Origin of the sequence: Acinetobacter legionensis, assembly GCF_048551735.1 — a bacterium.
Lineage (GTDB): Bacteria > Pseudomonadota > Gammaproteobacteria > Pseudomonadales > Moraxellaceae > Acinetobacter.
Genome location: NZ_JBIMBV010000019.1, coordinates 18768 through 38820 on the forward strand (window position 1 = coordinate 18768; position 20053 = coordinate 38820).

At 37.8% G+C, this 20053-nt stretch carries 21 protein-coding genes; 9 read left to right on the forward strand and 12 right to left on the reverse strand.

Annotated features, from left to right (window positions below; all coding sequences use genetic code 11):
• The first annotated feature begins 85 nt into the window (after positions 1–85).
• The 3 genes from ACG9ZL_RS16165 to ACG9ZL_RS16175 all read left to right on the forward strand — a co-directional run bounded on the left by ACG9ZL_RS16165 (position 86) and on the right by ACG9ZL_RS16175 (position 2105).
• The gene (locus tag ACG9ZL_RS16165; RefSeq protein WP_419360741.1) at positions 86–547 is read left to right on the forward strand and encodes a hypothetical protein; all 462 of its coding nucleotides are present in this window, start codon (positions 86–88) and stop codon (positions 545–547) included.
• Between the two features lie 130 nt (positions 548–677).
• Positions 678–1412: a hypothetical protein gene (locus tag ACG9ZL_RS16170; protein ID WP_056512445.1), complete on the forward strand. Its 735-nt coding sequence runs from the start codon at positions 678–680 to the stop codon at positions 1410–1412.
• Positions 1413–1424: 12 nt separating this feature from the next.
• Positions 1425–2105 carry a hypothetical protein gene (locus tag ACG9ZL_RS16175; RefSeq protein ID WP_224965304.1) on the forward strand — a complete coding sequence of 227 codons (681 nt, stop codon included), beginning with the start codon at positions 1425–1427 and terminating at the stop codon, positions 2103–2105.
• A 60-nt stretch (positions 2106–2165) separates the two neighbouring features.
• On the opposite strand, the gene ACG9ZL_RS16180 is transcribed toward ACG9ZL_RS16175, so the two are convergent.
• Positions 2166–3017, reverse strand: coding sequence for an SDR family oxidoreductase (locus ACG9ZL_RS16180; protein ID WP_239045888.1), 852 nt, complete (start codon positions 3015–3017; stop codon positions 2166–2168).
• 126 nt (positions 3018–3143) lie between these two features.
• Here ACG9ZL_RS16180 and ACG9ZL_RS16185 point away from each other — a divergent pair, with 126 nt between their 5' ends.
• Positions 3144–3518 (forward strand): winged helix-turn-helix transcriptional regulator, encoded by a 375-nt coding sequence (locus ACG9ZL_RS16185; RefSeq protein WP_004721299.1) that lies wholly within the window; start codon positions 3144–3146, stop codon positions 3516–3518.
• 68 nt (positions 3519–3586) lie between these two features.
• Here ACG9ZL_RS16185 and ACG9ZL_RS16190 read toward each other — a convergent pair whose 3' ends face one another.
• The 5 genes from ACG9ZL_RS16190 to ACG9ZL_RS16210 form a co-directional block, all read right to left on the reverse strand.
• Positions 3587–4228, reverse strand: a complete 642-nt coding sequence (locus tag ACG9ZL_RS16190; RefSeq protein WP_419328282.1) for a DUF2238 domain-containing protein — start codon at positions 4226–4228, stop codon at positions 3587–3589.
• A gap of 102 nt (positions 4229–4330) precedes the next feature.
• Positions 4331–5719, reverse strand: a complete 1389-nt coding sequence (gene purB / locus ACG9ZL_RS16195) for an adenylosuccinate lyase (RefSeq protein WP_336953225.1) — start codon at positions 5717–5719, stop codon at positions 4331–4333.
• Between the two features lie 56 nt (positions 5720–5775).
• Positions 5776–6507: a high frequency lysogenization protein HflD gene (gene hflD, locus ACG9ZL_RS16200; RefSeq protein WP_336953223.1), complete on the reverse strand. Its 732-nt coding sequence runs from the start codon at positions 6505–6507 to the stop codon at positions 5776–5778.
• A gap of 30 nt (positions 6508–6537) precedes the next feature.
• Complete coding sequence (gene mnmA, locus ACG9ZL_RS16205; RefSeq protein ID WP_419360744.1) at positions 6538–7674, reverse strand: tRNA 2-thiouridine(34) synthase MnmA; 1137 nt, start codon at positions 7672–7674, stop codon at positions 6538–6540.
• Between the two features lie 4 nt (positions 7675–7678).
• Complete coding sequence (locus ACG9ZL_RS16210; RefSeq protein ID WP_419328284.1) at positions 7679–8164, reverse strand: NUDIX hydrolase; 486 nt, start codon at positions 8162–8164, stop codon at positions 7679–7681.
• Positions 8165–8771: 607 nt separating this feature from the next.
• Here ACG9ZL_RS16210 and ACG9ZL_RS16215 point away from each other — a divergent pair.
• On the forward strand, positions 8772–9254 hold the full coding sequence (locus tag ACG9ZL_RS16215) for a hypothetical protein (protein WP_004820707.1): 483 nt from the start codon (positions 8772–8774) through the stop codon (positions 9252–9254).
• 127 nt (positions 9255–9381) lie between these two features.
• On the opposite strand, the gene ACG9ZL_RS16220 is transcribed toward ACG9ZL_RS16215, so the two are convergent.
• From ACG9ZL_RS16220 to ACG9ZL_RS16235, 4 genes are all read right to left on the reverse strand, one after another.
• On the reverse strand, positions 9382–9924 hold the full coding sequence (locus ACG9ZL_RS16220) for a gamma carbonic anhydrase family protein (RefSeq protein ID WP_419360745.1): 543 nt from the start codon (positions 9922–9924) through the stop codon (positions 9382–9384).
• 133 nt (positions 9925–10057) lie between these two features.
• Positions 10058–11206 carry a D-alanyl-D-alanine carboxypeptidase PBP5/6 gene (gene dacC, locus ACG9ZL_RS16225; protein ID WP_336953213.1) on the reverse strand — a complete coding sequence of 383 codons (1149 nt, stop codon included), beginning with the start codon at positions 11204–11206 and terminating at the stop codon, positions 10058–10060.
• Positions 11207–11347: 141 nt separating this feature from the next.
• On the reverse strand, positions 11348–11722 hold the full coding sequence (locus ACG9ZL_RS16230; protein ID WP_336953211.1) for an MCR_0457 family protein: 375 nt from the start codon (positions 11720–11722) through the stop codon (positions 11348–11350).
• Between the two features lie 181 nt (positions 11723–11903).
• On the reverse strand, positions 11904–12269 hold the full coding sequence (locus ACG9ZL_RS16235; RefSeq protein ID WP_419328286.1) for an MCR_0457 family protein: 366 nt from the start codon (positions 12267–12269) through the stop codon (positions 11904–11906).
• Positions 12270–12385: 116 nt separating this feature from the next.
• Between ACG9ZL_RS16235 and surE the strand changes: the two genes are divergently transcribed.
• The 3 genes from surE (at position 12386) to ACG9ZL_RS16250 (ending at position 15139) form a co-directional block, all read left to right on the forward strand.
• Positions 12386–13171 (forward strand): 5'/3'-nucleotidase SurE, encoded by a 786-nt coding sequence (gene surE / locus ACG9ZL_RS16240; protein WP_419328287.1) that lies wholly within the window; start codon positions 12386–12388, stop codon positions 13169–13171.
• 106 nt (positions 13172–13277) lie between these two features.
• Entirely contained in the window at positions 13278–14111 is an 834-nt protein-coding gene (locus ACG9ZL_RS16245) for a peptidoglycan DD-metalloendopeptidase family protein (protein WP_336953206.1), read from the forward strand.
• A gap of 95 nt (positions 14112–14206) precedes the next feature.
• Complete coding sequence (locus ACG9ZL_RS16250; protein ID WP_419328288.1) at positions 14207–15139, forward strand: LysR family transcriptional regulator; 933 nt, start codon at positions 14207–14209, stop codon at positions 15137–15139.
• Between the two features lie 137 nt (positions 15140–15276).
• Here ACG9ZL_RS16250 and ACG9ZL_RS16255 read toward each other — a convergent pair whose 3' ends face one another.
• Positions 15277–16488, reverse strand: coding sequence for an aspartate aminotransferase family protein (locus ACG9ZL_RS16255; RefSeq protein ID WP_419360747.1), 1212 nt, complete (start codon positions 16486–16488; stop codon positions 15277–15279).
• 165 nt (positions 16489–16653) lie between these two features.
• Between ACG9ZL_RS16255 and grxD the strand changes: the two genes are divergently transcribed.
• On the forward strand, positions 16654–16995 hold the full coding sequence (gene grxD, locus ACG9ZL_RS16260; protein WP_336953200.1) for a Grx4 family monothiol glutaredoxin: 342 nt from the start codon (positions 16654–16656) through the stop codon (positions 16993–16995).
• Between the two features lie 242 nt (positions 16996–17237).
• Here the strand turns inward: grxD and ACG9ZL_RS16265 are convergent, their stop codons facing one another.
• Positions 17238–19877, reverse strand: coding sequence for a Lon protease family protein (locus ACG9ZL_RS16265; protein WP_419330211.1), 2640 nt, complete (start codon positions 19875–19877; stop codon positions 17238–17240).
• Positions 19878–20053: the final 176 nt, after the last annotated feature.

The window sequence follows — 20053 nt, forward strand, 5'->3', positions numbered from 1 at the left end:
AGTATTAAATGCTCATTTTTGACTAACGCAAGAAGTCTAATAAAAGCTATTTTATATAAAGTAATTTGCAACAAAGGAAAATCACATGAAGAAAAAGATATTACTGAGCATGATGTTACTGCTAACGGGAGCTACACATGCCAAATCCTTAGAATTACGTCCTTTATTAAAAGATCGCTTCGAACAAAACTGTGCAATTCGGCAGCAATACGATTTTCATAATGAAAATTCAGAACTGATTGCACCACTTGAACACTATACGATTGATGTAAAATATTTGGATAAACAGGTTTATGACTCAACCACGTATAAATTAAAAAATGTCACTTATGCTGGCATTCCTATTCGCAAAATAGAATTTAGTTTTGGTCGTCCCGCGCAACAATACAATCAATATTTATATTTTGATCTGAGTGCTACAACAGTAAAGCAGCGATTTAAAACTCTAAAATTCAATCAAAATCATGAAAAAGGCGATGTGAGTGTTGAGTATAAAAATAATACAGCAATTGTGCAGTGCTATTGGTTAGCTGATTTTTCGAAATAATCCGTAGATTAGATATCAATTGTTTAATAATTAAACAAAATTCTTCGACTTTTATACATAAAAACGCATATTAATTCACATAAGTATTTAAAATAAAAAATAATTAAGGATAAAAATTAAGGACAGGATTTTGCAGTTGAAGCAAGTTATGGCGGGAGTTGCCTTTATTCTTATTGCTACGGTGTGTGGTGTATTGATTGCAATCTGGGTATTTAAACATTTTAATATTTATATTCCACTTGAAAATCAAGCTGTACGTATCGATTTAAAAGAACCTTTACAAGCCAAAGTACAAATTCATGACGCATTAGATGTGGATGTCAAAGGAAAAGTGAAAGCTGAAATTCCTATTCATGAAAAGCTAAACTTACCGATTACACAAACCTTAACCCCACATGTGTATTTTGATAATGAAGTCCCTATTCAAACCACAATTCCTGTGAATGAAGTGATCAAAATCAATCAGGATATGCCGATTGATACCAAGGTTAAAGTCACTGTGTTAGGTAAAGATATTACTTTACCATTAAAAGGGAACATCCCGATTCATATGGATGTGCCGATTAATTTACAAGTGCCACTCAACCAAAATATTCATTTAAAGTTTGATGCCCCAGTAAAGGTGTTACTTAAAGAAAATTTACATGTGCCACTTGATGCGACATTAAAAACCAATATTCCAATTCAGGGCCACCTCAATGTTCCAATTAAATCAGCACTTCAAGCAACAGTAGATGTTCAAAATACATTGCCAGTAAAAATTGAAAAAGGGCAACTTAAAATTCCACTCAATAGTTTAAGGCTATCACGTCGCGATCATCCGCCAGTAGAACCACAACAACCACAGTCCGAAGTTTTAAAATAGGGTAGTATGGAAATGTGGATCTTTAAATCTATACGAAATTTGTTGTTCACTTTTATGAGTGTCGTATTGCTCATTGCGCTATGCGTTTGGTTATATTTGAATATTCATGCCTCAATGCAGGTTTCTGCACAAAGCGCACAAATTCAATTGTCGGAATCTTTACCAACAAAAATCCATGTGGGGAATTATTTACAAACACATGCACAAGGTGCTTTAGATACTGAGTTGACGATTGACCGTGAGTTGGCTTTACCTTTGAAAGGCAAATATTTGGCTAATTTAAGTTTTGTTGTGACAACGCCGATTGAGGTTGAGCTTGATTATGAGACTGATATTCAGATTGAAACGCTAATGCCATTAGAAACAACTACGGACTTGGTTTATCAAAATAAACTGTTGCCTCAATTTCCTTTAAAAGTGGATATTCCGATTAAACTTTCGGTGCCATTTAAGTTAAAACGACGATATCAAGTCCCGATCAAGATTATGTTTGATGGACCGGTTTATTTAGAATTTGATGAAGTGATTCATTTATATGTGAAGCATAAACTTAAGCCAATACTGAATATTAATGATCCAATGACGATGAAAAAAATTGCGGTGTTCCGTGCAACCATGTACAACACAGAAAGGCAGTCCCTCGCAGATCTAGAGATGAATATCGATTTCCCTATCAAAAATATTCATCCTTAATTGCTCAGTATAGCATGGGCTTAAATTTTGTATTTAAGCCCATGCTCATCTTTAAAATACCTAAAATAAAGCTTTAACCTGATCCTGAATATGTGTTGTTTTACGACCAATCAAATGTTCCAAGTCTTTACTTTCACTATACATTGCACCATTTACAGTCTGTACATCTGCATCAACAATAACCGTTACAAGTGCTTGGGGTAATCCTGCTGTGAGAAGCGCCTGAGTATAATCTTCTGGGCTGATATCTTGATACTGTACAGTTTTACCTGATGCCAAAGCGATATAAGAGGCTAAATCTGCAAGGGTAAAATGATTTGAACCTGCAAGCTCATAGGTTTTATTTTCATGTCCTGAGGAAGCAAGGACTTTGGCTGCAGCTTCAGCATAATCTAAACGAGAAGCTGAACTGATTTTTCCATTTTGAGCACTGCCGTAAAGCGTTCCTGTTTCCGCAGTATGCTTAACGTTACCAAGATAATTTTCGCTATACCAATTGTTGCGTAAAAACGTATATTTCAAACCACTTTGCAGAATAAGTTCTTCTGTTTCACGATGTTCTTGCGCTAAACCGAGTAGGTTATCTGTTGCATTGAGTAAGCTGGTATAGGCAATGTGTTCAACTTTGGCTGCGACTGCGGCATCTATAACTGCTTTATGTTGTGGGGTACGACGACCAATTTCATTGGCTGAAATTAAAAGTAATTTATCTACATTGTGTAAAGCAGGTATTAATGTTTCAGGTTGATCATAGTTAAATAGGCGAAGTTCAATCCCTTGTTGTTTGAGCGACTGTGCTTTATCTATATTTCGAACCAGCGCCACAATATTTTCAGCAGCAGTATGTTGAAGTAAGGCTTGGATCACCAATTGTCCAAGTTGACCCGTTGCGCCTGTAATTGCGATTTTCATAAATTCACCTTTACATATGATTTAAATTGGATGTTTTTTAAACTTGATGTTATTATCATAATCATTAAACTTACTATATGTAAGTACGTACCTAAAAGTAAGCTAATTACTGTGTAGAGAGAATTTATGAGCATCTATGCTTCAAGTGATTTAATTGGTCAAGTTTTATCCAGTCAGTGCCCATCTAGAGAAATATTGGAGCATTTAACCAGCAAATGGTCTGTATTGGTTTTACGTTGTTTAAATGATGGTGTGCAACGTTTTAGTGAACTGCGCAATCGAATTGAGGGGATCAGCGAAAAAATGCTGGCACAGACATTAAAAGTGCTTGAGCAAGATGGCTTTATATTGAGAACGGTTTACCCTGAAGTACCACCGAAAGTAGAGTACCAATTGACGATTTTAGGTGCACAAGCGGCTGAAAAATTAAACTATTTGATTGGTTGGATCGAGCGCAGTTTGCCCGATATCTTAGAGAATAAACAAAGATTGCAAAAGTAAAACTCAGTGGATTCTATACTCACCAACAACTTGATCGCTGAGTGAGTATATTGAGAGGAAAGTCCGTATTATTGAGGATGATTCCCTTTTGCCGCAGCTTTTAAAGAGACTAGTCCTGTCATGATTGCACCAATGGTGGCTAAGAACATATCCTTATGCGCATCCCATATATCACCTTGTTGCCCATTGTAGTTTTCAGCTTCTTCTGGAGATAGGCCAATGGCAATCCACCATTCAATCCATTCATAAAATAAACTGGTTGCCATAACAAATTGAATGACTAATAAAAATAAGGTTTTAGGCTTTAAGTTTGGTAACCACACTTGGAAAATTCGGTAGAAAAATGGGTAAAGAAATAAGCCATAGAATAAGTGTACAAAGCGGTCAAACATGTTACGTGTCCACCCCATTGCTTGATTGAGATCAAAGTTTAAGTATTTGATTGACCAATCATTATAAGGCACATAAGAATAAAGATAATGTGCAGCAATGACATGAATCACCAAGAAGAGGATGTACAATAAAAATGATGAAAATGTCAGCCCTATTTTCTTTAGACAGAAAAATAGAACAATCAGCATGAGTAAGGTGCCAATCTGATGCAGCATGTAAGATGGGTATTCTAAGGGATTGATACTGGCAAGAATGATTGCGATTGCAAGCAAAGCAAGAACAAGCCAATGTTTTTTTGTTAAGGCATGATAAATCATTATGGTATTTTCTAAAAATTATTACTGCGCATTGTAATCAAAATGCAAAAAAATGCGAAGCATCGGCTTCGCATTTTTTAGGTCTTTTAGATGATTAAAAGCTTAGATTTTAGCAATCAAATCTTTAATTTTTTTGGCTTGATCCGCAGCATTACCTGTGTAAGTAGCAGGAGTCATTTCAGCCAAACGTGCACGATCAGCAGCAGGTACAGCTTCAAGCTCAGTACCATTGACAAAATCAACCATCATGTCACGTGTCATCGCTTGACCACGAGTCAATGCTTTTAATTTTTCATATGGTTTTTCAACTGCATAACGACGCATTACAGTTTGAATTGGTTCAGCCAATACTTCTTGTGCATGATCAAGGTCTTCAAGAATACGTGTCGCATTAAGTTCAAGTTTTCCAATACCTTTTGAACATGCTTCAAAAGCAATTAAACTTTGTGCCAAGCCAACACCCATGTTACGTAATACGGTAGAGTCCGTGAGGTCACGTTGCCAACGGGAAATTGGCAATTTTTCACCTAAGTGCGCTAATACTGCATTTGCAATGCCCAAGTTACCTTCTGAGTTTTCAAAATCAATAGGATTGACTTTGTGTGGCATTGTCGAAGAACCGACTTCACCTTCTTTTAGACGTTGTTTAAAGAAGCCTAAAGAGATATAGCCCCAAACATCACGGTTAAAGTCGATTAAAATTGTATTAAAACGACGTAGAGCATCGAACAATTCAGCGATGTAATCGTGTGGTTCGATCTGAGTTGTATAAGGGTTGAAGGTTAAACCGAGTGATTCAACAAATGCTTGCGAGTGAGCAGGCCAGTTGATTTCAGGATAAGCAGAGTAGTGTGCGTTGTAGTTACCCACTGCACCATTAATTTTGCCCAATAATTCAACTTGTTTAAACTGTTTGATTTGACGTGCTAAACGATATGCAACATTGGCCATTTCTTTACCCAAAGTCGTTGGGCTAGCAGTTTGGCCATGGGTACGTGATAGCATCGGTTGTTCAGCATGTGTTTCAGATAAAGCCACAATAGAATCAACAATTTGTTGCATAGCAACAACTAATACTTCACGACCACTTTTCAACATTAAAGCGTGAGAAAGGTTGTTGATGTCTTCTGAAGTGCATGCGAAGTGAATAAATTCACCTGCATTTTTAAGCTCATCAATATGTGCAATTTTTTCTTTTAAGAAATATTCAACCGCTTTTACATCATGGTTAGTGGTACGCTCAATCTCTTTAATACGGTTAGCATCATCTTCAGAAAATTGAGTAACAATCGCATCTAAAGCAGTATTGGTTGCAACAGAAAAAGCGGGCACTTCTGTAATTTCAGGACGATTTGCAAGCGCTTGTAACCAACGCACTTCAACAGTCACACGAGCATGGATGAGACCAAACTCAGAGAGGTAAGGGCGTAATGCATCGCATTTGCTTGCATAGCGTCCGTCTAGTGGAGAAAGGGCGGTTAAAGCGTTCATAAAGATTCCTTAAATTTTGGAATTAGAGCGAATGGCGTAACCCGAACAGTATCAAATTAAACAACCTGATATTGTAATCGAGCCAGATCTTGAATATCTTGAAGAAGTTTGCGTTTGCTAAAGATCATATTCCATGAACTACCACCTAATTGACGCCATAGGTGTGCCATTTGTAAGCCTGTGAATAAACTGGCGCGGATACGATTGGTATGGGCAGAATCTTTAAAGGCCTCTGCATTGCCGCGAACTAGAATTCGAGGATTAATTTGACCAGCAGTGTCGACATAGGTTTGTGCTAAATTGGCAATGATACTTGGATGTAAATAGTTATTATCAAAAAAAGACAGCTGTTTTAATATTTTTTGTTGAGATTGTTCAATAATTTCAACAAATTTTGAATTGCTATAGACTTTTTTTTCCAAGGCCAATAACGACATTGCATAAGTCATTGGTAGTTTTGCATTGGCAATTTTAGGAATTCTAGATTTCGGTGATGTCGAGAAAGGTTGTGTAATACTACTTTCTAAAGCTTTTAAACCTAAAGAAATGTCTGCCAATTGATTGAAAAAATCTAAAGTTTGACCGGATAGATTGGCAGAAGGACGAATATTGAGGCTAGCTTTGATGAGCTGTTCAAAATAGAAATTACCGCTTTCACCAATACTTTGACGTCCTGACATTGCAGTCATATGGGTTAGCTGTGTTGCTTGAAACACAGCTGCTAACGCCAAAGCTCGGTTTTGGCGTTGATTCAAAGTTTGAGGCTGTTGAAAGGGCAACTCAACCATGCCTAAATTCCTTTAAATAATTTTTAATCATTACTCAATAAAATCTGGTTTTGGTGCATTGGTATGATGAATCACACCACCACCTAAACATACTTCATCGACATAGAAAACAACACTTTGTCCCGGAGTAACGGCACGCTGTGCTTCATCAAACTCGACACGAACACCATTCGGAGTGTTTGTATCTTTATAAATTGTACATGCTTGATCAGGCTGACGGTAACGAGTTTTTGCCGTGCATCGGAAACCAGTGTCTGGAATTGCTTGTTCACCCGCAACCCAGTCAATAGTTTGAGACCATAAAATGGTACTCTGCATCAGTGGATGTTCATGACCTTGCCCAACTACAAGACGATTAGATTCAATGTCTTTATGTAGAACAAACCAAGCACCTTCTTCAGCACCTTTGAGACCGCCTAAACCAATACCACCACGCTGACCGAGCGTATAGTACATTAAGCCGTGATGATCACCAACCTCTTTTCCAGTATCTAAGACAATTTTTCCAGGTTGTGCCGGTAAATATTGTTTTAAGAAGTCATTAAAACGGCGCTCACCAATAAAGCAGATTCCTGTTGAATCTTTTTTCTTGGCAGTGGCTAAACCCAATTCTTCCGCAATTTTACGTACTTGTGGTTTTTCGATTTCACCAACAGGGAACAAGGTCTTATTGATTTCACGACCATGGACTGCGTGAAGAAAATAGGTTTGGTCTTTGTTATTGTCTACACCACGCAATAAAGGCGCATATTGATCACCTTTTGAATTTGTGGTTGTTTCACCACGACGACAATAATGTCCAGTTGCAATAAAATCAGCGCCTAAATTGACAGCATGATCTAAGAATGCACGGAATTTAATTTCTTTATTACACAGAATATCTGGGTTTGGTGTACGCCCAGCGGCATATTCTGCTAAGAAATGTTCAAATACGCGATCCCAATATTCCATTGCAAAATTTGCAGTATGGAGTTTGATCCCAATTTTGTCACACACCGCTTGTGCGTCAGCAAGGTCATCCATTGCGGTACAATATTCCGTGCCATCATCTTCTTCCCAGTTTTTCATGAAAAGCCCTTCAACTTGATATCCTTGTTGAAGTAAAAGTGCAGCAGAAACAGATGAATCTACACCACCCGACATACCGACGATGACACGTTGTTGCATAGGATTAGGCATCCAAATTTGAAATTAAAGGAGAGTTTTGGTGCTCATAGATGAGCGAAAGTGGGTATTTTTGCCCAGAAAGTGCATCTTGTACAGCTTTAATGACCAAAGGACTTCTTGCGCGAGCAGATTCAAGCAGTTCTTCAAGCGTCATCCATTGTGGTCCAATGATATCTGTATCCAGCTGTGCGTCTGGAAAGTATTCAGTCACATGCGCTAAAAAGCAAAATCTAAAATAAGTGCGGTCTGGAAACATGGGTGGGGTATAGGTATAGATCCCCAGTAATGAATTGATTTCTACTGCATATCCTGTCTCTTCCATGGTTTCACGTAACGCTGCTTGAATAATAGTTTCACCATATTCAACATGCCCAGCGGGTTGATTGAACACAGTATGGCTTACACCTTCGGTATATTCTTCTACAAAAAGAAATTTTCCATCTTTTTCTACAACTGTCGCAACAGTAACGTGGGGTGTCCAAGCGGTCATGACCAGCACCAAGGGAGATAAAGCATTATTCTACAAAATTTAGCACGTGGTGGCTATGTTCATGCGGATTTTCTTTGATCATCCTAAGCGGACATGTATCCATAATATGCTTAAAATACTTCTGGGCAAGTTTGCTTATCTTGCATTTGGAGCTGAAATCTCAGCGCTTTAACTGATTAATCTATTATTTTATACCAACTTGTTGTAGGTCAGAATGTTTCACATAAAAATTACTATATAAACTGATGTATTTGGCTCTATCGATCTAACTCAATAGACCGCTGGAATATTCATGTGTAGATGTGTTAAGTGTAATACGCAATATGTCTGTATGATTATTCGACTTAATACCGAACACAGAATTAGATACATTCGCTATTTACGGGTGTACCCCACTAAAACATAAAAGACTTTATTTGTTTGAATCTACTGTATCGTCGAATGTTTTTTGGATAGAATTATAAGACATTGACTATAAAAGATAGTCAAATCAAAAAAGCTTGAATTGGGGCTTGATCAAGCAACGTTTTATACAGGTAAAGCCAGTTCTTGTTTTAAGATCGCTTAGCCATTCCAATTCTTGGGCATACAATAGGATTTAAAAAGTATGATAAAGAAATTATTATGTATACCTTTAGGTGTATTACTGATCACTGGGTGTGCTTCAAATCCTAATGATGCCACTTCAAATGTAGGTACACAGGGATTATTAATTTGCCAGCCAAGTGAACTTTGTCCAATCGTCACTGTGGTGTGGAATGAGACACATAAAGACTTTTTAAAGGTGAAACTCAGCTTAAATAGCGCCTATACCAAATATAATATTGAAAAAGTTGTATTTAGTGATGGTGCAAAAAGTCACTCCTTTAATGTGATTGGGCCAACTGAAATTGATTTTGCATTTAAAGCAAATCGTTCTCGTAACAGTGTGCTTATTCCAGTCAACCTAATGGGGGACTTCAAAGGCTCGCAAAATATCTTTATGGAAATACATACAGATCAAGGTGTGATTACCCGCTATATCTTAAAAGACAATGTCAAAGCACCCGTATTTGAAGAATTAACCAAATACTACAAAGTCTCTGAATAGCGGTTTGATCCAAAATGTAATGCCTAATTCCACTGTAGTTTAGTGGAATTAGATTTACTTGAGCAACATGTATTCAAATAAAAAATACGCTTTTAAGCATGCTTAGATATTTGCTTTAATCCTATGATTAATCGTGTGTCTCTAAATGATGATTCGCCACTTTGACATAATGTCTTGCTGAATAAGGTAGAAATTCTTTTTCTTTATCGGTTAAAGGGCGAACTTTTTGTACAGGGCTTCCTACATAGAGGTAACCACTTTCCAAGCGCTTTCTTGGTGGAACTAGAGAGCCTGCACCAATCATGACATCATCTTCAATTACCACATCATCAAGAACAATGGTATTAATTCCAACTAAAACACGGTTGCCAATGGTACAACCATGTAAAGTGACATGGTGCCCGATCGTCACATCTTCCCCAATTACTAAAGGTGAACCATTGGGTTTAGCATCATTTTTATGACTAACATGTAACATGCAATGGTCTTGTACATTAGAATAACGCCCAATTTTAATGTGATTGACATCAGCACGAATCACCGCAAAAGGCCAAACAGATACATTTTCCGCCAAAGTTACTTCACCGATTACAACCGAGAGATCATCGATATAACAGGTTGAATCAATTTTAGGATGATGGTCTAAATACGAACGAATATTTTTTTTCATGTTGGCTTCCATGTCAAAAGCAAAATTTAACCAATGTGTTTTTCCGAGTATAAATTAAAAAGGCATCCAAATCTGTGATCAGGATGCCTGTGCTTTAGTCTAATAAACTCAATATTAGGTTTAAGCGAATAATTTAGAACAAGTTGCTAAAGAACATTTTGATATGATCGATCAAGCGAGAGAAGAAGCCTGCTTCTTCTACAGCTTTTAACGCCACTAATGGTTTTTCAGCAATGACTTTACCGTCTAAAGTTGCAGTAAGTTTACCTACAACCTGACCTTGTTTTAATGGTGCATTTAAGTTGGGTTGAACAGTAACTTGAGTTTTAATGGCATTAGCCTGACCTTTAGGCATCGTCACATTGAAGTTTTCAGCTAAACCAATTTGTACGTCACTTTCTTTACCAAAATAAACCTTTGCTTTAGCAAGAACTTGATTTGCAGGTTGCACACTGACAGTTTCAAAATTTGAGTAACCCCATGCTAATAATGAACGTGTTTGACTCGCACGTTCATTCATAGACGGCGCACCAAAAATCACAGAAATCAAACGCATTGGACCACGTTTTGAGGAGGTAGTTAAGCAATAACCCGCTTCATCTGTATGACCTGTTTTTAAGCCATCAACACTTGGGTCAGTATAAAGTAAGGCATTACGATTACCTTGTTTGATGCCGTTAAAAGTAAATTCTTTTTCCGAATAAATAGGATAATATTTTGAACTGTCATGAATGATATGTTTAGCAAGTACCGCCATATCTTTTGCGGTTGAGTAATGACCTTCAGCAGGCATACCTGTTGCATTGATAAAATGCGTATTGACCATGCCCACACGTTTGGCTTCTTGGTTCATCGCATAAGCAAATGAACCCTCATTACCGGAAATATGTTCAGCCATAGCTTTAGATGCATCATTACCTGACTGGATAATAATGCCTCGTAACATTTCTAAAACTGTTGCAGTACCATTTAAAGGTACGTACATACAAGATTCAGTACTGCTACCACGGCACCATGCAGACTCATTCATGCGAACTTTTTCACTTTCGGTCAGTTCACCTTTAAGAAGTTTTTGCTCAATGATGTAACTCGTCATCATTTTAGTCATCGAAGCAGGTGCTAATTTTTCATTTTCATTCTTCGATGCAAGAATTTGACCTGTCTCATAGTCCATTAAGACATACGATTTATTATTTAATTCTGGCGGAGTTGTTAAGACGGTTGCTGCATAAGAAAATGAAGGTAAAAGTAATAATGCAGCAATGGCGCTTTTTCGAGTCATTCTAGGTCGTTCCAATCGTTATATGAGCACAAACAGGCTAGCATTTTAGGGCAAAGCAAAGCCGACTTCTACAAGGAAAGTCGGCTTATTTCTTACTTATTGTAACTAATTCAATATTTGTTGAATATATCGTACAAATCGTTATGACTGATAGTGACTAATGTCATTACAAATCGCTGTATTTTCAGCATCACCTGCTTTTTTTGCATCACTTTTTGCTTCTTTTAACGCTCTTTGGAAATCCTTTTGCTTGGTAAGTGATTTTAAGGTTGCTTTAGGATCTTTGTCATTTGGCATATAGTCTTTAAGCAGATGATCAAAACCTTTGTTAAACGCAGCATCTGTTTTAATTAGACTCGGGCAGATATCCGACAATACATAAATTGCAGCCAATTCTTCTTTAGATACTTGTTGCTGAGTAACTTCGATTTTGTCAGATGCGGCAAAAGCATGTGTCATAAATAAACTACTTGCTGATACAAGGCTTAATGTCAGCATTTTTAACGTCATACGCATAAATAACCTAATCAATTTTTAATTTGAGAATTTGCATAGATTAAACGTAAAAACTGTGAAAAATATAGAGAAAGTGTATCGATGTTGTAGATTTATTTGAAATTTTCGCAAACTTAACAATGCAAAAGATGTCAAAAAAGTATTTTTAACATCGCATTGGTCGTGAGGTTCTTATGCTGTTCTAGTGTGAAAGTTCAAGTACATCAGCACATACTGCTTTGTGTTCAGCTTGATCCACTTCTTTGGCACTTATTTGTGCTTCTTTCAGTACAGTTTGGTATTCTGGATCTTGTTGAAGCTGCACTAATGTTGTAGTTTTCGAGAGATCCTTTAATAAGATTTGGGTTAAATTCTCAATTTTAGTTTGAAATGCAGGATTGTTACCGATTAACACTGGGCAAACTTCGGCAAGCACTTGGGTTGCTGCAATATCTTCTTTCGCAATTCGATCAGACTCTTGTGAAGTTAATGTTTCTGAAAATGCAGATTGTGCACAAAGTGTGATGAGAGCAATAGAAATAGTATGAGTAAGAGAACGTGTAATCATCTTTATAGTCACAAATTAGATTTAAAATTGAGTAAGTAACTATATATAATTGTTAAATAAATTTGAATTAAATAACTCAGTAGTCATTTAATAAATTTTAATCAGAGAACCCGTTAGTGAATATTTTAATTGCAAATGATGATGGTGTTTTTGCACCAGGTATTCAAGCTTTAGCAAAAGCGTTGCGACCATTAGGTCGAGTTGTTATTGTTGCGCCAGAAAGTGAGCGCAGTGGTTTTTCAAGTGCATTAACCCTAGATCGACCACTTCGACCAATTCAAATTGCAACAGATATGTGGGCAGTAAACGGTACACCTGCAGATTGTGTCTATTTGTCCATGAATGGTTTGTTCGATTTTGAATTTGATTTAGTTGTGAGCGGAATCAATAGTGGGGCAAATTTAGGAGACGATGTACTTTATTCTGGAACAGTAGGGGCGGCATTTGAAGGGCGTTTGATGAAACAACCTGCCATCGCAGTTTCATTAGCGGGCAGTAATGTGCGTTCATATGACAATCCTGAAGATTATGCGCAAGCCGCAAATTGGGTTTATACGTTTATTGCCAAAGGCTTACCTGAACTGCCTCCACGACATATTCTAAATATCAATATTCCTGATGTAGAAGATATTTTAGGTGCTCAAATTACTTATCAGGGTCGTCGAATACAATCAAAACCGATTACCAGTCAGGTCGATCCTCGTGGTCGTCAAGTCTATTGGATTGGTTTGGCGGGTGAAGCAGTGACAGACCCCAAAAAGAATTCAAAAAACCTGCAATCTGACTTTTTTGCAATTGCCAATGGGTATGTCAGTATTACACCAATTCAAATGGACGCGACTAATTATACGATTCTTGAAACACTACAATCACAACTCTCACATAGTCATTTTGATGTTTGAGTGTTATAACTTTGTGAAAAAGCACTGTTAAACAGTGAAATGCGTGTGTTTTTTGCTAATCTTAAGCAAATATTTTTAAATTTTAAGATTGTAGAGAGGGAAATCAATGCTTTTGGCTCGATCAACACTTCCAATTCAAATGCCTAAACGATGGATAAAAATCATTTTGTCCACAATAGCAATCACCTCTACAATATTGGTGACTGGGTGTGCATCGAAGCCTCAAATAAATAATCCTACACGCTATGCTGTTGCACCTGACTATTACACAGTTCGTTCTGGTGATACCTTAAGTGCAATCTCAATGCGTTATGGTTTGAGTTATCTCAGTGTTGCTGAAATGAATGATATCGCTGCGCCTTATCGAATTTATGTGGGGCAGTCATTACGTTTGAAAAAGGGTAGTGGCAATGTCACTCGATCTACGACGAAAGCGTTAACTAACAATGAACCGCAAATTCAACGTCAAACGATTAAGTTACCAACACAGCAGCCAACACCACCAACTGGGACAATAACTGCTCAGCCAGCAACGCCGCCTGTGCAAACGACGACGACAGTACAATCAACACAATTGAGATGGGTAAAACCATCAAATGGGCCTGTTATTGCAAATTATAATGTTGCGAATAATATAAAAGGAATACGTTTCGGAGGGAATCAAGGTGATCCAATTTTTGCCGCAGCGGATGGTCAAGTGGTTTATGCTGCAGATGGATTAAAAGAATATGGTAATCTTGTCTTAGTAAAACATATTGATGGTTACATTACTGCATATGCTCATAACAGCAAAATGTTGGTGAAAAGTGGTCAAACGGTGACAGCAGGACAGAAGATTGCAGAGATGGGATCTTCAGGCGCCACCAGTACTATGCTGGAGTTTCAGGTACGTTTAGATGGAAAACCAATTAACCCAGCAAATATTTTACCAATAAATTAAATATTTTAATGCAAAGTGTAATTTTCTTCGTATAATACAATGAGTTGTTTTGAACAAAAAAGTGTGAAACAGCTCATAATTTCAGAGGGAAATTTATGTTAGATCAACTTCGGGCAATGGGTGTATTTGCTTGTGTTGTTGAAAAAAGTTCTTTTAGTGGTGCCGCGCGTGACCTTGGCATTACGACTAGTGCGGTTAGTCAGCAAATTAGATCTTTAGAACATGAAATGGAAGTTACGCTTCTACATCGTTCTACACGAAAGCTGAGTTTAACTGAGGCTGGTCAAGCTTTTTTCCACAGTTGTCAAGAAATGCTCGCTGCCGCAGAGCGTGGAAAAATCCGCATTAATGAGTTGCGCGATGATTTAGTTGGGGATTTGCGTATTGCGACAACCCCAGAAATAGGAGCAACACATGTTGTGCCTGCTTTATCGCATTGGATGTCTGCACATCGAGGTTTGATGGTTCATTTTGAAGCAGATAACCAATATATCGACTTGATCCAAGAGCGTATAGATATTGCTATTCGTATGTCTTCAAAAATCGAAGATGTGAATAACTTGAGTTGTACGCCTCTTGCAAGAGTAGATCAAATCTTAGTTGCATCGCCAAGTTATTTAAATCAAACAGCGCCTATTTCGCGACCTGAAGATTTACAGAATCATGATTTGATTCCGATAAATATCATGAAAAATTCTCAACATTTTTCATTTCAGCATGGTGCAACAGGTGAAGTCGTTAATTTAGAAATGAAGCATCGTCTTCAGACAAATAATGTATTTGTTGCAAAATCATTGTGCCAACATGGACATGGTATTGCTCGGATTCTTTATTTAGATGTGCAAAAAGAATTGATGAATGGAACGTTGGTTGAAGTATTACCAGAGTGGAAGTTACCAACTTTCACTTTAAGTGCTGTGACCTTAAAGCGTGAACAGCAACCGATGAAAATTCATCGTTGTCTAGACGCTTTGAAACAATATTTTAGCCAGTTACCTGGTGGTAGAATTTTCCAAGAAGCCTCATAAAGCCAAAGTTCTAACTCTAATAAGTTCTAATAAAAAAGCCGCTTTAAAGCGGCTTTTCTATATTTTTAACTTTATAAGCAATGACGATAAAACTAAAAGAGATTAACAGGTTGAGCTCTTAAAGTGTTGGTTAATGTTTAAGCATTAAATGCTTTAATTGCAGGCACTAAACGTTTCAATAAGTCATCTGCCTGCTCATGATTCATATTTAACGCAGGAAGTAAGCGGATCACATTACCTGAAGTAACATTAATGATTAAATGATACTTATCACGTGCTATGTTCACCAATTCAGCACAGTCTTTTGATAGTTCGATACCAATCATCATACCGAAACCACGCACAACCACATCCTGATCTGCAAGTTGAGCACGGAACTGATCGACTAAATAGGTTCCAATTTCTGCAGCATTTGCGACAATATTTTCTTTTTGGATCAAATCAATCACAGTGTAGACGACACGTGAGCCTAAATGTGTGCCGCTATAAGTAGACCCATGATTCCCAGCAGCAAGAACACCAACACCACGACCCTGTGTCATCACAGCACCAATTGGAAAACCATTTCCCAAACCTTTTGCTGTGGTTAAAACATCTGGAATAATATTGGTATGTTGATAGGCAAAGTATTTACCAGTACGGCCATTACCTGTTTGGACCTCATCCAGCATCATCAACCAATTATGTTGATTACAAATGCGACGAATATCTTCAAGATAGCTAAAGCCTTGAGGAGCCGTATTGACACCACCTTCACCTTGGATTGGTTCAACCAAAATTGCCACAATGTCAGGATGCTGAATAGCGGCTTCTTCAATGGCTTCTATATCGCCAAAAGGTACACGAATAAAGCCATCAACCAAAGGTGCAAAGCCTTCCTGAACTTTTTTATTGCCAGTAGCAGAAAGTGTTGCAAGCGTACGACCATGGAATGATTGGTCTGCAACAATGATTTTAGGGGTGGAAACACCTTGTAAATGACCAAATTTACGTGCAATTTTAATTGCACCTTCATTCGATTCTGCACCACTGTTTGAGAAAAAGATTTCTTCCATTCCTGAAACTTCAGCCAGCTTTTGTGCTGCTGCAGTTTGCCAAGCGACTTCGTAAATATTACTCGTATGAATTAACGTAGCTGCTTGTTCTGCAATGGCTTCAGCCAACACAGGATGAGCATGCCCTAAGCCACAAACGGCTATACCCGTCAATGCATCTAAATACTCAGTGCCATTTTCTGTATAAAGATAAGAACCTCGTCCTCGTATAAAGCTGATCGGTTGACGGCTGAATACAGGCATCAAATGTGAAGGTTGATCAGTTTGTACCGGAGCGAGGGTGATGTTATTCATAACTAACTCTTATCTGTTAGGAGTGGAAAGGGTGAAAGATTATCTAACCAAAATATGCGGAAGATTTAAAGCTTTAATATAAATAAAATTGGAAATAATCGTCTAGACATATTCTTTATTGTGGATTTAGGTATAATGCAGGCAGATGAGTTGAGGATTTAATCAATGACTGAACAAGCGCGTGATACAGAAGCGTTAATTCGCGATCAAATAGCTAAACATGCAGTACTTCTTTATATGAAAGGTACTCCGCAATTTCCACAATGTGGTTTCTCTGCGCGTGCAGTTGAAGCACTTAGCCAAATTGGTCGTCCATTTGCTTATGTAAATATCTTGGAAAATCCTGATATTCGTGCAACTTTGCCACAAATTGCAAATTGGCCTACATTCCCTCAATTGTGGATTAATGGTGAATTGATCGGCGGTAGCGACATTATTCTAGAAATGTTCCAAAATGGTGAATTAAAACCATTGATTGAGCAGTATAGCCCAGCGCCAGATGCTTAATGAGTAGATGATGTAGAAAAAGCACCGGAAGGTGCTTTTTTATTTGGCTAAGATTTATTTTGTTCTAGGATGGGAAAATTGATCAACAGCCTAGACAAGACTTTGCGATAACTGGTGAAGAGTTTAAGTGTTTAGATATTTAAAAAAACAGGAAGTTTAACTCATTTATGATCATGAAAAATAAGACAAAGCCTTGAATATTCAAAGCTTTGTCTATGTGAGGCTGTAAATTAACAATCAACTTAAGATGAATTTCGTTTATTCTGCTTTGCCACAACTTCAAGCTGGTTTTCTTCAGTGAAGACAGTTGGTGCTTCAGCTTCAGCCTTTTTCAGTTTTTTTTCCTTCTTCTTTTTTTTCTTTTTCTTTGGTTTCTGTTCTATTTCAACACCATCTTCCAATGCCTGCCAATATTCAAGCTGTGCCATCACTGCTGCATAGATTGAACCTTTGGTATAGCGGTCTTTCTTGTCTAAGGTACCAACAGGGCGCGCCATTAGGATTTCTAAAGCTTGGTCAATAGTGTCAATTGCGTGGATGTGAAATTGACCTTCATTGACAGCCTCAATCACATCATGACGAAGCATCAAATGCTGCATATTCTGACGAGGAATAATCACACCTTGTTTGCTGGTTAATCCTTGTAGCTTACATGCGTCGAAGAATCCTTCAATTTTTGCATTAACTCCACCAATAGGCTGAACTTGACCCAATTGGTTCATTGAGCCTGTGATTGCCCAAGATTGATCGATAGGCAATTGGCAGATCGCAGAAATTAACGCAGAGAGTTCTGCAACTGTGGCACTGTCACCATCTACTTGACCATAACTTTGTTCAAAGGCGAGGGCAGCAGAAAAATGCAAAATCTGTTCACGACCAAAATGTGCTTTTAAGAAGCTCGACATGAGCAAGACGCCTTTGGCGTGTAATGAACCACCCAGTTCCACACTACGTTCAATATCTAGAATGTCACCACCACCTTGGTATACAGAAGCGGTTAAGCGTGAAGGTAAACCAAACTCAACGTCGGCATATTGGATCACAGATAAAGCATTAATTTGACCTAAGCGATGGCCACGAGTTTCGATTAACTGAGTGCCACGTGACAAGTCTTGCCAATAGAGCTCTCTTAAATAGCCTAAGCGGTATTGACGATGTTTCAGGGCTGTATTGATATGATGAGACGTAACTAACTTTTCGTCCGACTGCGCTGCATGATGATGTGACTCACGAATTAAATCACCAAGTGTTAAAGCATGTAAAGACAATGAGCTTTGGTCTTCAGCTTGGCGACTTGAATCTGTTAATAACGCTGCCAATGCAGAGCGATCAAATGGCAGTAATTTATCTTGTTGAACATAGTCTGCAATCAGTTGCATATAGGCTTGCTCATTATCATCATTACGTTGCAGAGTGTCGGTAAAATCAGCACGAATTTTAAAAACACTGCCTAATTCTGGCTCTAATTCTAAAATTTCATAATAAATTTCAGGTTCTGCCAATAAAACCACTTTTAAGTTAAGTGGCACAGATGCCGGTTCAATTGAAATACTGCCTGTTAAAGTCAGCATGTGCTCAAGAGAAGATAACTTTAATTGTCCTGATTTTAATGCGCGTTTTAGACCTTGCCATGCATAAGGCTGTTCTAACAGTTGTTCCGCTTCTAAAATTAAAAAACCACCATTGGCTTGATGCAATGAGCCTGGACGAATCAGAGTAAAGTCAGTGGTAATCGTACCATTTTGTGTCAACTGTTCAACATGTCCAAGTAAATTGTAATGTGTTGGGAAGTCTTCAAAAATAACCGGTGCACCAGAATTCGGTTTATTGCTCACTACGACATTGGCTTGGTAACGTGAAGGAACACGATTAAATAAAGCAGGAGAGAACTCTTCACCTTCTTGATCTAGAATCGTTTCAACATTTTCAATGATATCAGCAGCAAAATGTTTTAAATATTGATCTAGTCCATTTACGGTTTTAAATTTACTTAAAATTAAATCAATACGAGGAATTACCACTTGTTTGGCAATATCACGATTCAGTTCAGAAACTTGATCACGTGCATCATCTTCTAAATCACCTAACTGAAGACCAAGCCGTTCAAGTTTCTTATCCATATAACGCATATTGGAATTAATTTCTGCACGCTGTTTACTGTCAAGCGCATTTAAATCTTCCTGTGACATTTCCAATATTTTGTCATCTTTGACATGGATCGGCACAAAAATATGTTCATCGTTACGATTAATCAGTTTTAGGTCGAGGTCTTCGCCTTCTTTGGTCAGTTCAACTAAAGCGAGTTGTTGCTCATTTCCCGTAATCTGACGAATGCGTTCAATACGATTGTGATACGTTTCTGCACTAAAGCGACGTTCAAGTTGTTTAAGAATGGTTTGCCAAGCTTGGTGGATTAAAGCTTGAAACTTACTGCCTTGACCTGCTTGAAAACGAAGGGCAATCGGTTGTCGCGCATTTTTAAAATTATAAACATAGACCCAATCATCAGGCGTTTGCATAGTTTTGGCATGTTGTTGCAACAAGCGCTTGATCATGGTCCTTTTTCCAAGACCTGCCGTGCCCACAGCAAAAATGTTGTAACCTGAATAAGGTAAAGCAATCCCTGCTTCTACAGAGGCTCTGGCACGATCTTGCCCTAAGAAATTATTTAAAGGCTTGATTCTCTTGGTTGACGTAGGAATCTTGCTCAGATTGGGGATATGCGTCAGTTGTTCTGATTTTAGTGCGGTTTGTGTCAACGTGTTTTGAATTTCCGTTTGATCAAAAGCAGATGGAAAAATCGTTTCAGTTTTTTGTATTGGGGTTGCAGTCGTCGTAATTGAAACAGTAGTAGAGCTTAATTGATCGTGTCTTTGGGTCACAGGTGAAATCCAAAACTTATATGGGTTGAAAAGTTAAAGGTATACAGGATTGGGGGTAAAGATCAAGCGCCAAAAGCGGAAATATCTGTAAAAGCGCTCATCAGTTGCATAAAAGTGATTGAAACTCTAAGCATTAAGCGGTTGAATAGCACTATTTCATTTTTCAGAAAATAACA

Excerpts from the sequence above, each read along its gene's own strand:
- ACG9ZL_RS16210 (WP_419328284.1), bottom strand. The coding sequence starts at position 8,164 with ATGACCGCTTGGACACCCCACGTTACTGTTGCGACAGTTGTAGAAAAA.
- ACG9ZL_RS16190 (WP_419328282.1), bottom strand. The coding sequence starts at position 4,228 with ATGATTTATCATGCCTTAACAAAAAAACATTGGCTTGTTCTTGCTTTG.
- ACG9ZL_RS16235 (WP_419328286.1), bottom strand. The coding sequence starts at position 12,269 with ATGATTACACGTTCTCTTACTCATACTATTTCTATTGCTCTCATCACA.
- mnmA (WP_419360744.1), bottom strand. The coding sequence starts at position 7,674 with ATGCAACAACGTGTCATCGTCGGTATGTCGGGTGGTGTAGATTCATCT.
- ACG9ZL_RS16255 (WP_419360747.1), bottom strand. The coding sequence starts at position 16,488 with ATGAATAACATCACCCTCGCTCCGGTACAAACTGATCAACCTTCACAT.
- ACG9ZL_RS16220 (WP_419360745.1), bottom strand. The coding sequence starts at position 9,924 with ATGAAAAAAAATATTCGTTCGTATTTAGACCATCATCCTAAAATTGAT.
- ACG9ZL_RS16245 (WP_336953206.1), top strand. The coding sequence starts at position 13,278 with ATGCTTTTGGCTCGATCAACACTTCCAATTCAAATGCCTAAACGATGG.
- ACG9ZL_RS16185 (WP_004721299.1), top strand. The coding sequence starts at position 3,144 with ATGAGCATCTATGCTTCAAGTGATTTAATTGGTCAAGTTTTATCCAGT.
- grxD (WP_336953200.1), top strand. The coding sequence starts at position 16,654 with ATGACTGAACAAGCGCGTGATACAGAAGCGTTAATTCGCGATCAAATA.
- hflD (WP_336953223.1), bottom strand. The coding sequence starts at position 6,507 with ATGGTTGAGTTGCCCTTTCAACAGCCTCAAACTTTGAATCAACGCCAA.
- ACG9ZL_RS16250 (WP_419328288.1), top strand. The coding sequence starts at position 14,207 with ATGTTAGATCAACTTCGGGCAATGGGTGTATTTGCTTGTGTTGTTGAA.
- ACG9ZL_RS16230 (WP_336953211.1), bottom strand. The coding sequence starts at position 11,722 with ATGCGTATGACGTTAAAAATGCTGACATTAAGCCTTGTATCAGCAAGT.
- dacC (WP_336953213.1), bottom strand. The coding sequence starts at position 11,206 with ATGACTCGAAAAAGCGCCATTGCTGCATTATTACTTTTACCTTCATTT.
- ACG9ZL_RS16180 (WP_239045888.1), bottom strand. The coding sequence starts at position 3,017 with ATGAAAATCGCAATTACAGGCGCAACGGGTCAACTTGGACAATTGGTG.
- ACG9ZL_RS16165 (WP_419360741.1), top strand. The coding sequence starts at position 86 with ATGAAGAAAAAGATATTACTGAGCATGATGTTACTGCTAACGGGAGCT.
- ACG9ZL_RS16215 (WP_004820707.1), top strand. The coding sequence starts at position 8,772 with ATGATAAAGAAATTATTATGTATACCTTTAGGTGTATTACTGATCACT.
- purB (WP_336953225.1), bottom strand. The coding sequence starts at position 5,719 with ATGAACGCTTTAACCGCCCTTTCTCCACTAGACGGACGCTATGCAAGC.
- ACG9ZL_RS16175 (WP_224965304.1), top strand. The coding sequence starts at position 1,425 with ATGTGGATCTTTAAATCTATACGAAATTTGTTGTTCACTTTTATGAGT.